Source organism: Limnohabitans sp. Rim8 (assembly GCF_945901735.1).
Taxonomy (GTDB): Bacteria; Pseudomonadota; Gammaproteobacteria; order Burkholderiales; family Burkholderiaceae_C; genus Limnohabitans_A.
In genome coordinates, this window is sequence record NZ_CAMDLM010000028.1 from 22,000 (window position 1) to 35,514 (window position 13,515).

The 13,515-nt window shown below is 60.0% G+C and carries 14 protein-coding genes and 1 tRNA gene; 9 read left to right on the forward strand and 6 right to left on the reverse strand.

Annotation, left to right across the window (positions count from 1 at the left end; translation table 11 throughout):
- On the forward strand, positions 1-717 hold the full coding sequence (locus Q0O99_RS13405; RefSeq protein ID WP_293752363.1) for an ABC transporter ATP-binding protein: 717 nt from the start codon (positions 1-3) through the stop codon (positions 715-717).
- On the opposite strand, the gene Q0O99_RS13410 is transcribed toward Q0O99_RS13405, so the two are convergent.
- Together Q0O99_RS13410 and Q0O99_RS13415 are read right to left on the reverse strand one after the other, a co-directional pair.
- The gene (locus tag Q0O99_RS13410; RefSeq protein ID WP_293752364.1) at positions 718-1,683 is read right to left on the reverse strand and encodes a tripartite tricarboxylate transporter substrate binding protein; all 966 of its coding nucleotides are present in this window, start codon (positions 1,681-1,683) and stop codon (positions 718-720) included.
- Between the two features lie 23 nt (positions 1,684-1,706).
- Entirely contained in the window at positions 1,707-2,747 is a 1,041-nt protein-coding gene (locus Q0O99_RS13415; RefSeq protein ID WP_293752365.1) for a CDP-6-deoxy-delta-3,4-glucoseen reductase, read from the reverse strand.
- A gap of 47 nt (positions 2,748-2,794) precedes the next feature.
- Between Q0O99_RS13415 and Q0O99_RS13420 the strand changes: the two genes are divergently transcribed.
- On the forward strand, positions 2,795-3,745 hold the full coding sequence (locus Q0O99_RS13420; protein ID WP_293752367.1) for an SDR family oxidoreductase: 951 nt from the start codon (positions 2,795-2,797) through the stop codon (positions 3,743-3,745).
- A 20-nt stretch (positions 3,746-3,765) separates the two neighbouring features.
- On the forward strand, positions 3,766-4,167 hold the full coding sequence (locus Q0O99_RS13425) for an RNA-binding S4 domain-containing protein (RefSeq protein ID WP_293752369.1): 402 nt from the start codon (positions 3,766-3,768) through the stop codon (positions 4,165-4,167).
- A 67-nt stretch (positions 4,168-4,234) separates the two neighbouring features.
- Here the strand turns inward: Q0O99_RS13425 and Q0O99_RS13430 are convergent.
- Positions 4,235-4,319: transfer RNA gene (locus Q0O99_RS13430), tRNA-Leu, on the reverse strand.
- 38 nt (positions 4,320-4,357) lie between these two features.
- Here Q0O99_RS13430 and cysM point away from each other — a divergent pair.
- Genes cysM through Q0O99_RS13445 form a run of 3 tightly spaced genes read left to right on the forward strand, consistent with a single transcriptional unit; the run spans position 4,358 to position 6,059 of the window.
- Complete coding sequence (cysM, locus tag Q0O99_RS13435; protein ID WP_293752371.1) at positions 4,358-5,260, forward strand: cysteine synthase CysM; 903 nt, start codon at positions 4,358-4,360, stop codon at positions 5,258-5,260.
- A gap of 14 nt (positions 5,261-5,274) precedes the next feature.
- A complete protein-coding gene (locus tag Q0O99_RS13440) occupies positions 5,275-5,832 on the forward strand; it encodes an NUDIX domain-containing protein (protein ID WP_293752372.1) in 558 nt (185 codons plus the stop codon).
- Complete coding sequence (locus Q0O99_RS13445; RefSeq protein ID WP_293752419.1) at positions 5,832-6,059, forward strand: sulfurtransferase TusA family protein; 228 nt, start codon at positions 5,832-5,834, stop codon at positions 6,057-6,059. Before Q0O99_RS13440 ends, Q0O99_RS13445 begins: the two co-directional genes overlap by 1 nt.
- Positions 6,060-6,065: 6 nt before the next feature.
- Here Q0O99_RS13445 and galU read toward each other — a convergent pair whose 3' ends face one another.
- On the reverse strand, positions 6,066-6,944 hold the full coding sequence (galU, locus tag Q0O99_RS13450; protein ID WP_293752374.1) for a UTP--glucose-1-phosphate uridylyltransferase GalU: 879 nt from the start codon (positions 6,942-6,944) through the stop codon (positions 6,066-6,068).
- Between the two features lie 26 nt (positions 6,945-6,970).
- On the reverse strand, positions 6,971-9,901 hold the full coding sequence (locus tag Q0O99_RS13455) for a valine--tRNA ligase (protein WP_293752376.1): 2,931 nt from the start codon (positions 9,899-9,901) through the stop codon (positions 6,971-6,973).
- Between the two features lie 325 nt (positions 9,902-10,226).
- Between Q0O99_RS13455 and Q0O99_RS13460 the strand changes: the two genes are divergently transcribed.
- The 3 genes from Q0O99_RS13460 (at position 10,227) to Q0O99_RS13470 (ending at position 12,711) form a co-directional block, all read left to right on the forward strand.
- Complete coding sequence (locus Q0O99_RS13460; RefSeq protein ID WP_108351487.1) at positions 10,227-10,649, forward strand: rubrerythrin family protein; 423 nt, start codon at positions 10,227-10,229, stop codon at positions 10,647-10,649.
- Positions 10,650-10,759: 110 nt separating this feature from the next.
- A complete protein-coding gene (locus Q0O99_RS13465; RefSeq protein ID WP_293752421.1) occupies positions 10,760-12,109 on the forward strand; it encodes a heterodisulfide reductase-related iron-sulfur binding cluster in 1,350 nt (449 codons plus the stop codon).
- An 11-nt stretch (positions 12,110-12,120) separates the two neighbouring features.
- Positions 12,121-12,711, forward strand: coding sequence for a DUF3501 family protein (locus Q0O99_RS13470; protein WP_293752379.1), 591 nt, complete (start codon positions 12,121-12,123; stop codon positions 12,709-12,711).
- A gap of 139 nt (positions 12,712-12,850) precedes the next feature.
- Here Q0O99_RS13470 and Q0O99_RS13475 read toward each other — a convergent pair whose 3' ends face one another.
- Positions 12,851-13,474: an L-threonylcarbamoyladenylate synthase gene (locus Q0O99_RS13475; protein WP_293752381.1), complete on the reverse strand. Its 624-nt coding sequence runs from the start codon at positions 13,472-13,474 to the stop codon at positions 12,851-12,853.
- Positions 13,475-13,515 lie beyond the last annotated feature (41 nt).

The following is a 13,515-nucleotide window of genomic DNA, read 5'->3' on the forward strand; positions in this document are numbered from 1 at the left end:
ATGGCCAATGTTCTGTTGAAAGTCAAAGACCTGCAAGTCGGCTACGGCGGCATTCAGGCCGTCAAAGGCGTGAGCCTGGAGGTGCGGGAAGGTGAACTCGTCTCGCTGATTGGATCCAACGGTGCGGGCAAAACCACCACCATGAAAGCCATCACCGGCACCTTGCCTTTGCAGGCGGGGGACATTGAGTACTTGGGCAAAAGCATCAAAGGCCAAGGTCCTTGGGATTTGGTCAAACAAGGCCTGGCCATGGTGCCCGAGGGTCGTGGCGTGTTCACCCGCATGTCCATCACCGAGAACCTGCAAATGGGCGCGTACATCCGCTCAGACACCGCAGGCATTGCCGACGACATCGAGAAGACTTTCAACATCTTCCCGCGCCTGCGCGAGCGCAAAGACCAGCTGGCGGGCACCATGTCCGGTGGCGAGCAGCAAATGCTGGCCATGGGCCGTGCCCTGATGAGCCGCCCCAAGGTCTTGCTGCTGGACGAACCTTCCATGGGTTTGTCACCCATCATGGTCGACAAGATCTTCGAGGTGGTGCGCGATGTGTACGCCCAGGGCGTCACGGTGCTGCTGGTGGAGCAAAACGCCAGCCGTGCGCTGGCGATTGCCAATCGCGGTTATGTGATGGACTCGGGCCTCATCACTATGACCGGCGTGGGCAAGGACATGCTGGCAGACCCTAAAGTGCGCGCTGCTTATTTGGGCGAGTGATCAGTCCACCCGAGCGCCGCTGGCCTTGACCACTCTTTCGTAACGGGTCAATTCTGTTTTCATGAACGCCCCAAACTGCTCAGGCGTGTTGCCCACGGGTTCGGCCATCAGTTGGGCAAAGCGTGTTTTGGTCTCAGGGGTTTGCAGCGCGGCCACAAAAGCCTTGTTCAGGCGGTCCACCACATCGCGGGGCGTCGCCGCAGGCGCCACCAAACCCCACCAAGTGTCGATCGAAAAGTCTTTCAGGGTTTCGCTCATGCTCGGGATATCGGGCAGGGCGTTGCTGCGCTGAGTGGTGGTGACAGCCAAGGCTTTGAGGCGGCCAGCCTTGATGTTGGCCGCAGCCGTGGCCAGGTTGTCGAAGTTGAAGTCGACCTGCCCCGACAACAAGGCCAGCTGCGCGGGGTTGCCGCCGTTGTAGGGAATGTGCACCGCAAAAATGCCTGCAGCGCGTTTGAACATTTCACCCGCCAAATGCCCCGCGCTGCCGTTGCCACCGGAGCCAAAGTTCAGCTTGGCGGGATTGGCCTTGGCGTAAGCCACCAAGTCGGCCAGGGCGTTGATCTTCAGGCGCTGTGCGGTTTCGGCGTTCATCACCAGCACATTGGGCACGCGCAGCATTTGCGTGATGGGCGCAAAGTCGCGGCTGGCGTCGTAAGGCATCTTGGCAAACAGCCAGGGGTTGATGGCGTGCGTGGCGACGGCCGCTATACCGATCGTCAGGCCATCTGGCGCGGCTTTGGCCACCAGGTCCGCACCCAGATTGCCGCCCGCGCCGGGGCGGTTTTCAATGATCACCGTGCCCAGACTGTCTTTCACGCGTTCTGCCAAGGCGCGCGCCGTGACGTCGATGGGGCCACCCGGTGCATAGGGCACGATGATGCGGATCGTTTTGCCCTGAGCCCAGGCCGGAGCCGACAGGGCGATTGAGGCGGCAGTGAATTGGCGACGGGTAATCAAGGTCATGAGGGGCTCCAGGAAGAGGGGTTTCAGGCTTTGGCTTTGTCAGCCTCGGAGGTGAACGAGTCGGCGAAGAACGCTTCTTCAGGCAAACCGCCTTGCGCCGCATAGTCGCGCTTGGCCGAGTCCACCACGATGGGCGCGCCGCAGGCGTAGACCTGGTGGCCCGACAGATCGGGAAAGTCTTGCAGCACCGCCTGGTGCACAAAGCCGGTGCGGCCGCTCCACTGGTCTTGCGCTTCGGCATTCGAGATCACGGGCACATAGCGCAGCTGGGGCATCTCGGCCAGGCGGGCCTGCACCCAATCGGCCATGTACAGGTCGGCTGGACGGCGGCCGCCCCAATAAAGCGTGGCCGGGCGGGTGATGCCGCGGTGTTGCATGTGCTCGATCAGCGCCTTGATGGGCGCAAAGCCCGTGCCCGAGGCCAGCAGCACGATGGGTTTGTCGCTGTCCTCGCGCAGGTAAAAACTGCCGTATGGGCCTTCGGCCCGCAGGATGTCTTTTTCCTTCATGGTGCTGAACACCGGGTCGGTGAACTTGCCGCCGGGCATGTGGCGGATGTGCAGTTCCACCGTGGGCGGTGCCACCTCCAGGGTGTGCGGGGCGTTCGCCATGCTGTAGCTGCGGCGTGAACCGTCGCGTAGCAAAAACTCGATGTACTGACCGGCGTGGAACTTCATCACATCGTTGGCAGGCAGTTGCAGTTTCAGCACAATCACATCGTGTGATTTTTTCTCCAGGCTGACCACCCGCACAGGCATCTTTTTCACAGGCAATCCGCCTTCAGCGGTGACTTGTTTGGACTCGAGCACCACATCGCTTTGGGCCGTGGCGCAGCAGGTCAGCACCAAACCTTGGGCTTCCTCTTCGTCGCTCAGGGCTTTGGACTGGTGCGGCCCGTGCACCACCGTGCCCGAAACTTTTTTGCACTTGCATGAACCGCAAGCGCCGTCCTTGCAGCCATAAGGCAGGCCGATGCCCTGGCGGATGCCTGCGGCAAGCAGGGTTTCGTTGGCATCGGCGGTGAAGCTGCGGCCACTGGGCTGCACGGAAATCTGAAAGCTCATCTTTTGGGTATCCTTGAGGGGTTGCAATTGACCCGGAACCCCTGATTTTGCCTTCAAACCAAACCCCCCTGGGCGCATTGCCCGCACGCTTTCGCCGTCAGCGTGTTCTGATCGTGGGCTGTGGCGATGTGGGGCTGCGCACGGCGGGCCAGCTGGGGGCACCGCAAAGCCAACGTGTGCGCCTGATGGCGTTGACTTCTTCGCCTGATCGCGTGCGTTTGCTGCGCGCTTGCGGCATCACGCCTTTACAAGGCAACCTGGACGATCCCGCGAGCATTCAACGTTTGGCGGGCATCGCCCACCGCGTGATTCACCTGGCTCCACCGCCGACCGATCGTGCGGGCGCGTCCGAGCGTGATCCGCGCAGCTTGGTGCTGGTGCGCGCTTTGCGTTTGCGCACGCCCCCGTTGGCGCTGGTGTACGGTTCAACCACGGGTGTGTACGGTGACTGCGGCGGGCAGCGTGTGGATGAAACTCGGACTGTGAATCCCCACACGCCACGCGCCCAGCGCCGTGTGGATGCAGAAAACCTGATGCGGTTTTTGGGGCGCAGCGGTGTGCGGGTGAGCGTGTTGCGCATTCCCGGTATCTACGCGGCCGATCGAGAAGGCGGAACGCCCCGTGAGCGCTTGCTCAAGGGCACACCGGTGTTGGCGGCCAAAGACGATGTGTTCACCAACCACATCCACGCCAACGACCTGGCACGCGCTTGTGTGGCAGCGCTGTGGCGCGGCAAACCCCAGCGTGTGGTCAACGTCACGGACGACACCGATCTGAAAATGGGCGACTATTTTGATTTGGCCGCCGGCTTGTTCGGTCTGCCCAAACCGCCCCGCCTGCCGCGCGACCAAGCCAGCTCAACCCTGCCCTTGATGCTGCTGAGTTTCATGAGCGAGTCCCGGCGGTTGGACAACACGCGCATGAAGCAGGAGCTGCGGCTCAAACTGCAATACCCGCATGTGCGCGATGGCCTGAGCCCGCAAGGCCAGCTGATCTGATATTTTGTGGACCCTCTGCGATGAATTCCTTGCGCATTGACAAATGGCTGTGGGCCGCACGTTTTTTCAAGACCCGCAGCATCGCCAGCGAAGAAATCGGCAAGAACCGCGTGCAGGTCAATGGGCAGGACGCCAAGGCCTCGCGCGAAGTCAAAGCCGGCGACACAGTGCGCCTGCGCCAAGGCGCGCTGGAGCGCACGGTGCGGGTCCTGGGCGTGAGCGGTACGCGTGGCCCGGCACCTGTGGCCCAATTGCTGTACGAAGAAACGCCAGAAAGTACCGAGGCCCGCCAAAAAGCCACCGAGCAACACCGCTTGTCCCGCGAGCCAGCGCTGAGCATTGAGCAAGGCCGCCCCACCAAACGCGACCGTAGGCAGATTGAGCGCAACTGGAACGACCGGTGGAGTGCGGGGATCGATTGATGGGACGGCAAGCGTGTGAAGCGCCAAAGAAAAAAGCCGCAAGTTCGTTGAACTTGCGGCTTTGGTCTGGTGCCCGGGGCCGGACTCGAACCGGCACGCCTTGCGGCGGGGGATTTTGAGTCCCCTGAGTCTACCAATTTCACCACCCGGGCGGTATTTGTGAAGCCGTGAATTATGGCACATTAATGGGATGATTTATCCAACCATTGAAGATGCGATCGGCAAAACACCTTTGGTGGCTTTGCAACGCCTGGGGGCAGCCGATTGCGCTGCGCGTGGCAATGTGATTTTGGGCAAGCTCGAGGGCAACAACCCGGCGGGCTCGGTCAAGGACCGACCGGCTTTGTCCATGATCCGCCGGGCCGAAGAGCGCGGCGAGATCAAGCCGGGTGACACCCTGATTGAGGCGACGTCGGGCAACACCGGCATCGCCCTGGCCATGGCCGCAGCCATCAAGGGCTACCGCATGGTCTTGATAATGCCAGAGGACTTGTCCATCGAGCGGGCCCAGACCATGAAGGCCTTTGGTGCTGAGCTGATCCTCACGCCCAAAAGCGGGGGCATGGAATACGCCCGCGACCTGGCCGACAACATGGCAGCGCAAGGCAAGGGCCGCATCCTGGACCAGTTTGCCAACGCCGACAACCCGCGCATCCACTACGAAACCACGGGTCCCGAGATTTGGGAGCAGACGGGCGGCAAAGTGACCCATTTCGTGAGTGCCATGGGCACCACCGGCACCATCACGGGCGTGTCGCGTTTTCTGAAAGAAAAGAACCCGGCGATCCGCATCGTGGGCGCGCAGCCCAGCGAGGGCTCGCGCATTCCGGGCATCCGCAAGTGGCCGCAAGAGTACTTGCCCAAAATTTACGATCCCAGCCATGTGGATGAGCTGGTTTATGTCAGTCAAAACGATGCCGAAGAGACCTGCCGCCAGATGGCGCGGACCGAAGGCATTTTTGCGGGCATCTCCGCTGCAGGTGCTTGCTGGGTGGCCCAGCAGGTGGCCAAGACGGCGCAGAACGCCACCATTGTGTTCATCGTGTGCGACCGCGGTGACCGTTATTTGTCTACGGGCGTTTTCCCCGCCTGATTTGAGGATGCCCCATGGCTGAATACCGTTTTTGTCCGATGTGTGCCAGTCCTTTGGCCTGGCTCTCTCAAATGGAAGACGGAGGCGAAACGATGCGCCTGCGTTGCACCGCCTGCGACTTCACCCACTGGAACAACCCCACGCCCGTTTTGGCGGGCATTGTGCAGGTGGGTGACCAGATTTTGCTGGCCCGCAATGCGGCCTGGCCGGGCCGGCGCTTTGCGCTGATCACCGGCTTCATGGAGGCGGGCGAAACCCCCGAAGAAGGCATCTCGCGCGAGATCGCCGAAGAAACCAACCTGAAGGTGACGGCCCTCAAGCTGATCGGTGCGTACGATTTTCAGCGGATGAACCAGGTGATCATTGCTTACCATGCGGTGGCCGAGGGCGAGGTGCGTTTGTCGCCCGAGTTGGTCGAGTACAAGATGTTTGATTTTCAGGATTTGATTTGCTGGCCCGCGGGCACCGGTTACGCATTGGGCGATTGGCTGCGAACCATCGGCATTGAGCCGAAATTCATGACTTGGGAAGAGCGTGCTGCACAAAGCCAGGAAGTGAATCAGGGCACATGATGCACATTGACAAGGAAATTGACACCAGCGGGCTGAACTGCCCGTTGCCGATTTTGAAAGCCAAGAAGGCTTTGAATGAGATGGTCAGCGGCCAAGTGCTCAAGGTGATCGCCACCGACCCAGGTGCTTGGCGAGATTTCGAGGCTTTTGCCCGCCAGACGGGCAATGAGTTGGTGATGCAGGAAAAAACCGAAACCAGCTTTGTCTTTGGCCTCAAGCGCCGCTGATTCTTTTTACAGGCTCAAACCCTTGAGGTACTCACGGAAAGACGCGCCCACCTGCGGGTGCTGCAAAGCCAGCTCCACCGTGGCTTCCAAAAATCCTTCCTTGCTGCCGCAGTCGTAGCGCTTGCCTTCGTACTGGAAGGCATAGACCGCTTCGCGTTGCATCAAGCGGGCAATCGCATCGGTCAGCTGGATTTCCCCCCCCACGCCCGTGGGCTGGTTGCGGATCTCGTCAAAAATGCCCGGCGTCAGGATGTAACGACCGGCCACGCCCATGCGTGAGGGGGCTTTGTCGGGGCTGGGTTTTTCCACAATTTGCTCGACGCGAATCAGCTGGCGACCCGCAGATTCACCGGCCACGATGCCGTAGCGCCTGACCTGATCGAGCGCTACTTCTTGCACGGCCAAGACCGACCGGCCTTGCTTGGTGTAAGCGTCAACCATCTGGGACAAGATGGACGGGCCTGCATTGACCATCAAATCGTCGGCCAGCAGCACTGCAAACGGCTCGTTGCCCACCAGCGGCTCGGCGCACAGCACGGCGTGGCCCAGGCCCAGCATGCGGTTTTGCCGCACATAAGCGCAAACCATGTCGTCGGGTTGCACCGAACGAACCAAGGCAAGCAACTCGTCTTTGTGTGCCGCTTCAAGTTCGCTCTCGAGCTCGTAAGCGGTGTCAAAGTGGTCCTCAATGGCCCGCTTGCTGCGCCCCGTGACAAAAATCATGTGCCGTACGCCTGCCGTGTAGGCTTCTTCCACCGCGTACTGAATCAGCGGCTTGTCCACGATCGGCAGCATCTCTTTGGGTGCGGCTTTGGTGGCGGGCAAAAAGCGGGTGCCCAGGCCCGCGACGGGGAACACGGCTTTGCGGATGACGTTGTGGCTCATGGTCGGTTCCTTGTCCAAGTGGGGTTTCAGCCCAGGCGTTGCAGTTGCTGGCGGATTTTGTCGAGCGTGTCACCGAAGTCGGCGACGCGTTTCTTGGCTTCGTCGATCACCGCTGGTGGCGCTTTGGCCACAAAGGCTTCGTTGCCGAGCTTGGCGTTGGCCTTGGTGATTTCGCCTTCAAGGCGAGCGGCTTCTTTGGTCAGGCGAATTTTTTCTGCGGCGGCATCGACTTCGATGAACAGGCACAGGCGCGCTTCGCCCACCACGGCCACGGGGGCGGCTTGGGCTGCGGCCACCCACTCGGCTTCGGTGTCAAACACTTTGACTTCGCTCAGTTTGGCCAGTGACTGCAAGACCGGCGCGGCGCCTTGCATGAAGGCGGTGTCGCCCAGCACGTACAGGGGCATGCGGGTAGCGGGCGAGACGTTCATCTCACCGCGCAGGTTGCGGCAGGCGTCCACCAGTGTCTTGAGTTTGGCCACATGGGCCTCGGCGGCTTCGTCGATGCGATCGGGTTGGCCCACGGGGTAGGCCGCGATGCTGACCGACTCACCTGGAAGACCTGCGACCACCGACACTTTTTGCCAGAGCTCTTCGGTGATGAAAGGGATGATGGGGTGCGCCAAACGCATGATGGTCTCGAGTGTGCGGATCAGGGTGCGGCGAGTGGCGCGTTGCTGCGCCTCGTTGCCGGTGTTGATCTGCACCTTGGCGATTTCGAGGTACCAGTCGCAAAACTCGTTCCACACAAAGTCGTAGATCGTGTTGGCCACGTTGTCCAAGCGGTACTCGGCAAAACCTTTGGCTACTTCGGCTTCGACGCGCTGCAGTTGCGAGCTGATCCAGCGGTCGGCTTGGCTGAAGTCCATGTAGCCGTGCGCCGGGCCACCGGGTTGGCATTCTTCTTTGGTGTGCTTTTTCAAACCGCAGTCTTGGCCTTCGCAGTTCATCAGCACGAAGCGGGTGGCGTTCCACAGCTTGTTGCAGAAGTTGCGGTAGCCTTCGCAGCGCTTGGAGTCAAAGTTGATGCTGCGGCCCAGGCTGGCCAGCGCCGCAAAGGTGAAGCGCAGGGCATCCGCGCCATAGGCCGGAATGCCTTCGGGGAATTCTTTTTCAGTTTGCTTGCGCACCTTCGGTGCGGTCTCCGGCTTGCGCAAGCCTTGGGTGCGTTTGTCCAGCAGGGGTTCGAGCGTGATGCCATCGATCAAATCGACGGGGTCCAGCACGTTGCCCTCGGACTTGCTCATCTTTTTGCCTTGGGCGTCGAGCACCAGGCCATGGATGTAGACGTGTTTGAAGGGCACTTTGCCGGTGAAGTGGGTGGTCATCATGATCATCCGGGCGACCCAGAAGAAGATGATGTCGTAGCCTGTCACGAGGACGCTGCTGGGGAGGTAGAGGTCGTAGTCGCTTTGGCTGTTGTTGGCTTTGGCGTTGGCGTTCTCCCCGTCGTTGCCCCAACCCATGGTGCTGAAGGGAACCAGCGCGCTGGAGTACCAGGTGTCGAGCACGTCGTCGTCACGCCTCAGGGTCTTACCCGGCGCTTGGGCTTGCGCTTCTTCTTCGTTGCGCGCCACATAGACTTTGCCGTCTTCGTCGTACCAAGCGGGAATCTGGTGGCCCCACCACAGCTGGCGACTGATGCACCAGTCCTGGATGTTGTTCATCCACTGGTTGTAGGTGTTGACCCAGTTCTCGGGCACAAAGCGCACTTCGCCGGTTTGCACCGCGTCGATGGCTTTTTGCGCAATGCTTTTTCCGGTGGCGTCGCCTTGACCGACTTGGTTCATGGCCACGAACCACTGGTCGGTCAGCATGGGCTCGATCACCTGGCCGGTGCGGGCGCAACGGGGCACCATGAGCTTGTGTTTCTTCACCTCGACCAAAGCGCCTGCGGCTTCCAGGTCGGTCACCACGGCTTTGCGGGCCACAAAGCGGTCCATGCCGCGGTATTTCTCGGGCGCGTTGCTGTTGATCGTTGCATCGAGGTTGAGCACGCAAATCAGGTCCAGCTTGTGGCGCTGGCCGACTTGGTAGTCGTTGGTGTCGTGCGCGGGTGTGACCTTGACCACGCCGGTGCCGAAGGCTTTGTCCACGTAATCGTCGGCAATCACCGGGATGGTGCGACCGCACAAAGGCAGGTTGACCTGTTTGCCAATCAGGGCGCTGTAACGTTCGTCTTCAGGGTGCACCATCACGGCCACGTCGCCCAGCAGGGTTTCGGGCCGGGTGGTGGCCACGGTCACGCTGCCACTGCCATCGGCCAGGTCATAGCGGATGTGCCACATCGAGCCTTCTTCTTCCTCGCTCTCGACTTCCAGGTCAGACACCGCGCTCATCAGCACTGGGTCCCAGTTGACCAAGCGTTTGCCACGGTAGATCAGGCCTTGCTCGTACAGCTGCACAAAAGTTTCGGTCACGGTTTTGGACAGCTTGGGGTCCATCGTGAAGTATTCGCGGCTCCAGTCCACGCTGTCACCCATGCGGCGCATCTGGCTGGTGATGGTGCTGCCGGACTCTTCTTTCCATTCCCAGACCTTGCTCACAAAGTTCTTGCGTGCTTCGGCAGGTGTGGGGCCCATGTCGTGGCGGCTGATGCCTTGGGCCTGCAGCTGGCGCTCCACCACGATCTGCGTGGCAATGCCGGCGTGGTCGGTGCCTGGAATCCAGGCGGTGTTGAACCCTGACATGCGGTGGTAGCGGGTCAACGAGTCCATGATGGTCTGATTGAAGGCATGGCCCATGTGAAGGGTGCCGGTCACGTTGGGCGGCGGCAGCTGGATGGCAAAGGCCGGCGCTTGCGCCGCAGGTGCACCCGTGCCCCGGAAACCGGCCACGCCGTAGCCGCGTTTTTCCCATTCGGGGCCCCAATGGGCTTCCAGGGCGGCGGGTTCGAACGATTTGGACAGGCTGTTCAAGCCGGGTTGTTCGACGGGGACGGCGGGGGCGATGCTCATGGCGGACTTTGCAAAATGAAAACGGCAGCTCAGCAGATGCCGCGTGGGGCCTTGTTTGGCCCAAAGCGCTGATTTTACCCAGCCCTTCAAGCCTTATTTGTATCTGGCAGCCCGGTTTTCGGGATTGTCACCCGTGGGCGCTCTCGCAGAAAGACAGGGCATGCCTGATTAGCAGATATTTATCAAACAAGTCATTCAATAGCATTGGCCAATCAATGCCATTGCATCAATCTATTGGGCAGACTGGGTGGTACAGAGTTAACCTACGCCGTCTCTGGCGATTTTGCCAGGGCAACCTCACGTTTAACCCCACTAGGAGATATCCATGGCAGCACTCAAAGGCTCGCGCACGGAACAATGCCTGAAAGACGCCTTCGCAGGCGAATCACAGGCCAACCGTCGCTATTTGTACTTCGCGAACAAAGCTGACGTTGAAGGTCAGAACGACGTGGCAGCCCTGTTCCGTTCCACCGCTGAAGGTGAGACAGGTCACGCCCACGGTCACCTGGAGTTCTTGGAGCAATCCGGCGACCCAGCCACCGGCATGCCCATCGGCCCGACACGCGACAACCTGGCTTCGGCTGTGGCTGGCGAAACCCACGAGTACACCGACATGTACCCTGGCATGGCCAAAACCGCCCGCGAAGAAGGTTTCGACGAAGTCGCTGACTGGTTCGAGACTCTGGCCAAGGCTGAGCGTTCACACGCCAACCGCTTTCAGAAAGCTTTGAACGAAATGGTGGATTGATTCCCCCCGTTTCTTCAGCCCGCTGCGCTGAAAGGTGCAGCGGGTTTTTCTCAGGGCTCTGGCTGCAGAGTCTTCAGAAAAACCCGACAAAATTCCCTATGGAGCACCACATGGCCAAAGAAGGCAACCTCGAAGCCCCCACCCGGCACGCGCTGGCTTGGGAGACCCCGGACTTCTACAACGAAGAAAAGTGCTTTGACGAACTCGAGCGCATTTTTGACATCTGCCACGGTTGCCGTCGCTGCGTGAGCTTGTGTGGCTCTTTCCCTACCTTGTTTGACCTGGTGGACGAGAGCAGCACCATGGAAGTTGATGGTGTGGACAAGAAGGATTACTGGAAAGTGGTGGACCAGTGCTTCATGTGCGACCTGTGCTACATGACCAAGTGCCCCTACACGCCACCGCACGAGTGGAACCTAGACTTCCCGCACACCATGTTGCGCGCCAAAGCCATCAAGTTCAAAAAAGGCGAAGTGGGCGCGGCCGAAAAGTTTTTGGCCTCCACCGACACCCATGGCTCTTTTGCGGGCATCCCGATCGTGGTGCAAGCCATCAATGCCATCAACAAAACCGAAGTGGCGCGCAGCGTCATGGAAAGCGTGGCGGGCGTGGACAAAAACGCCTGGCTGCCTTCTTTGGCCACAAAAAAATTCCGTTCCAGTGCCCCTGATGCCCAGTCGGTCAACGTGGTGGATGGCGAGAAAACACCGGGCAAAGTGGCGATCTATTCCACTTGCTACATCAACTACAACGAGCCCGGCATCGGTCACGACTTGTTGAAGATTCTCGACCACAACGCCATTCCGTACGTGCTGGTCGAGAAAGAAAAATGCTGCGGCATGCCCAAGCTGGAGTTGGGCGATCTGGACTCGGTCAAGGACTCCAAAGAAGCCAATATCCCGGTGCTTGCCAAGTACGCCAAAGACGGCTTTGCCATCATGGCGGCGGTGCCCAGCTGCGCGCTCATGTTCAAGCAAGAGATTCCATTGATGTTCCCGGACTGCGCCGACACCCAATTGGTCAAAGACGCCATGTGGGACCCGTTTGAATACTTCATGGCCCGCAAGCGCGACGGCTTGCTCAAGACCGAATTCCCACAAAAACTGGGCAATGTGAGTTACCAAATCCCTTGCCACGGACGGGTGCAAAACATCGGCAAGAAAACTGAGGAAATGCTCAAGATGATCCCGGACACCCAGATCAACACCATAGAGCGCTGCTCGGGCCACGCTGGCACCTATGGCGTGAAAAAAGGCTCACACGAGATGGCCATGAAGATCGGTAAACCGGTGTTCAAGGCCATGGCCACCATGAAAGATGGCTCCAAGCCCGACTTCATCAGCTCCGACTGCCCGCTGGGCGGCCACCACATTGCCCAAGGCTTTGAGGTCAATGGCCTGGGCGCTCCAGAATTGAATCACCCCTTGACCTTGGTGCGCAAAGCCTACGGTCTGAAATAAGGAACACTGCCATGCAACTGACCGGAAAAATCACACCCGAGACCTTGATGTCTTTGGAGGCTTACACCAAGTGGCGCAAAGTCCACAAACCCGAGGTGATCGCTCACCGCAAACTGCGCAGCGTGCGGCTGGGCGAGCACATCAACATGCAGTTCGAGAGCGAAACCACCATCCGCTACCAGATTCAGGAAATGCTGCGCATTGAAAAAGTTTTCGAAGAAGAGGGCATCCTGCAAGAGATCGAGGCCTATGCCCCGCTGGTGCCAGACGGCACCAACTGGAAGGCCACCATGATGATCGAGTACACCGACATCAACGAACGCAAGCGCGAGCTGGCCAAGCTGATCGGTGTGGAAGACCGCATGTTTGTCGAGGTGGAAGGTCATGGGCGCGTCTATGCGATTGCCGACGAAGACTTGGACCGCGAGACCGATGAAAAAACCTCTGCGGTGCACTTTGTGCGCTTCGAACTGAGGCCTGACATGTCGGCTGCGGTCAAGGCCGGTGCTGGCGTCAAGATGGGCTGTGACCACACACACTACCCCTCTCACATCGATGTTTCCCCAGACACACTGGCCAGCTTGGCAGGTGACTTGAAGTAATTCTCGCAGTCCGTTCTGGCTTGACCCTGCTGTGGCCTCTGCGCTGCTGCAGGGTTTTTGTTTCTGGGATCAGTGACCGCTGTTCAGGCCTTTGGCGGTGCGCGGCAGGGTCCGTGTGGGCGCTGCCTGTTGCGCCAAGTCAAAGGCCCAGCAGTGCCGGGTCCCCTTGACCGAGCCTCAGCACTTCGGGTTCGTCGCCGGTGATGTCGATGACGGTGGTGGGCTCCAAAGAGCAGGCCCCAGCATCGATGACCGCACCCACTTGGTGTTCCAGCCGTTTTCGTATTTCTTCTGGGTCGTTCAGCGGCAGCGCTTCGCCGGGCATGATGAGTGTGGCGGCCAAAAGCGGCGCGCCGTGCAGGGACAGCAGTTCCTGCAGCACTTTGTGCTCGGGCACTCTCAGGCCGATGGTTTTGCGTTGCGGGTGGCTCAACCGGCGCGGCACTTCCTTGGTGGCTTCCAAAATGAAGGTGAAAGGCCCAGGAGTAGCTTGTTTGATGGCCCGAAACTGCCGGTTGTCCACCCGCGCATAGTTGGCCAACTCGCTCAGGTCGCGGCACAGCAGCGTCAGGTGGTGTTTCTCGTCCACAGCGCGGATGCGGCGCAATTGGTCGGCAGCGGTTTTATCGTCCAGGTGGCAGACCAAGGCGTAACTGGAGTCGGTGGGCACGGCCAGCACACTGCCTTGGTTGAGCAGTTGCACGGCTTGCTTGAGCAAACGCGCTTGCGGGTTGTCGGGGTGAACGCTGAAAAACTGGGCCATGGGTCACGACAGTCAAGGGTCGGTAATGAGCAGTATGCGAT

What these genes read in the sequence shown, in the direction of transcription:
- Q0O99_RS13455 (WP_293752376.1), bottom strand. Translation starts at nt 9,901, where the DNA reads ATGAGCATCGCCCCCGCCGTCCCCGTCGAACAACCCGGCTTGAACAGC.
- Q0O99_RS13415 (WP_293752365.1), bottom strand. Translation starts at nt 2,747, where the DNA reads ATGAGCTTTCAGATTTCCGTGCAGCCCAGTGGCCGCAGCTTCACCGCC.
- Q0O99_RS13440 (WP_293752372.1), top strand. Translation starts at nt 5,275, where the DNA reads ATGGCTGAATACCGTTTTTGTCCGATGTGTGCCAGTCCTTTGGCCTGG.
- Q0O99_RS13460 (WP_108351487.1), top strand. Translation starts at nt 10,227, where the DNA reads ATGGCAGCACTCAAAGGCTCGCGCACGGAACAATGCCTGAAAGACGCC.
- Q0O99_RS13410 (WP_293752364.1), bottom strand. Translation starts at nt 1,683, where the DNA reads ATGACCTTGATTACCCGTCGCCAATTCACTGCCGCCTCAATCGCCCTG.
- galU (WP_293752374.1), bottom strand. Translation starts at nt 6,944, where the DNA reads ATGAGCCACAACGTCATCCGCAAAGCCGTGTTCCCCGTCGCGGGCCTG.
- cysM (WP_293752371.1), top strand. Translation starts at nt 4,358, where the DNA reads ATGATTTATCCAACCATTGAAGATGCGATCGGCAAAACACCTTTGGTG.
- Q0O99_RS13470 (WP_293752379.1), top strand. Translation starts at nt 12,121, where the DNA reads ATGCAACTGACCGGAAAAATCACACCCGAGACCTTGATGTCTTTGGAG.
- Q0O99_RS13475 (WP_293752381.1), bottom strand. Translation starts at nt 13,474, where the DNA reads ATGGCCCAGTTTTTCAGCGTTCACCCCGACAACCCGCAAGCGCGTTTG.
- Q0O99_RS13405 (WP_293752363.1), top strand. Translation starts at nt 1, where the DNA reads ATGGCCAATGTTCTGTTGAAAGTCAAAGACCTGCAAGTCGGCTACGGC.
- Q0O99_RS13425 (WP_293752369.1), top strand. Translation starts at nt 3,766, where the DNA reads ATGAATTCCTTGCGCATTGACAAATGGCTGTGGGCCGCACGTTTTTTC.
- Q0O99_RS13445 (WP_293752419.1), top strand. Translation starts at nt 5,832, where the DNA reads ATGCACATTGACAAGGAAATTGACACCAGCGGGCTGAACTGCCCGTTG.
- Q0O99_RS13465 (WP_293752421.1), top strand. Translation starts at nt 10,760, where the DNA reads ATGGCCAAAGAAGGCAACCTCGAAGCCCCCACCCGGCACGCGCTGGCT.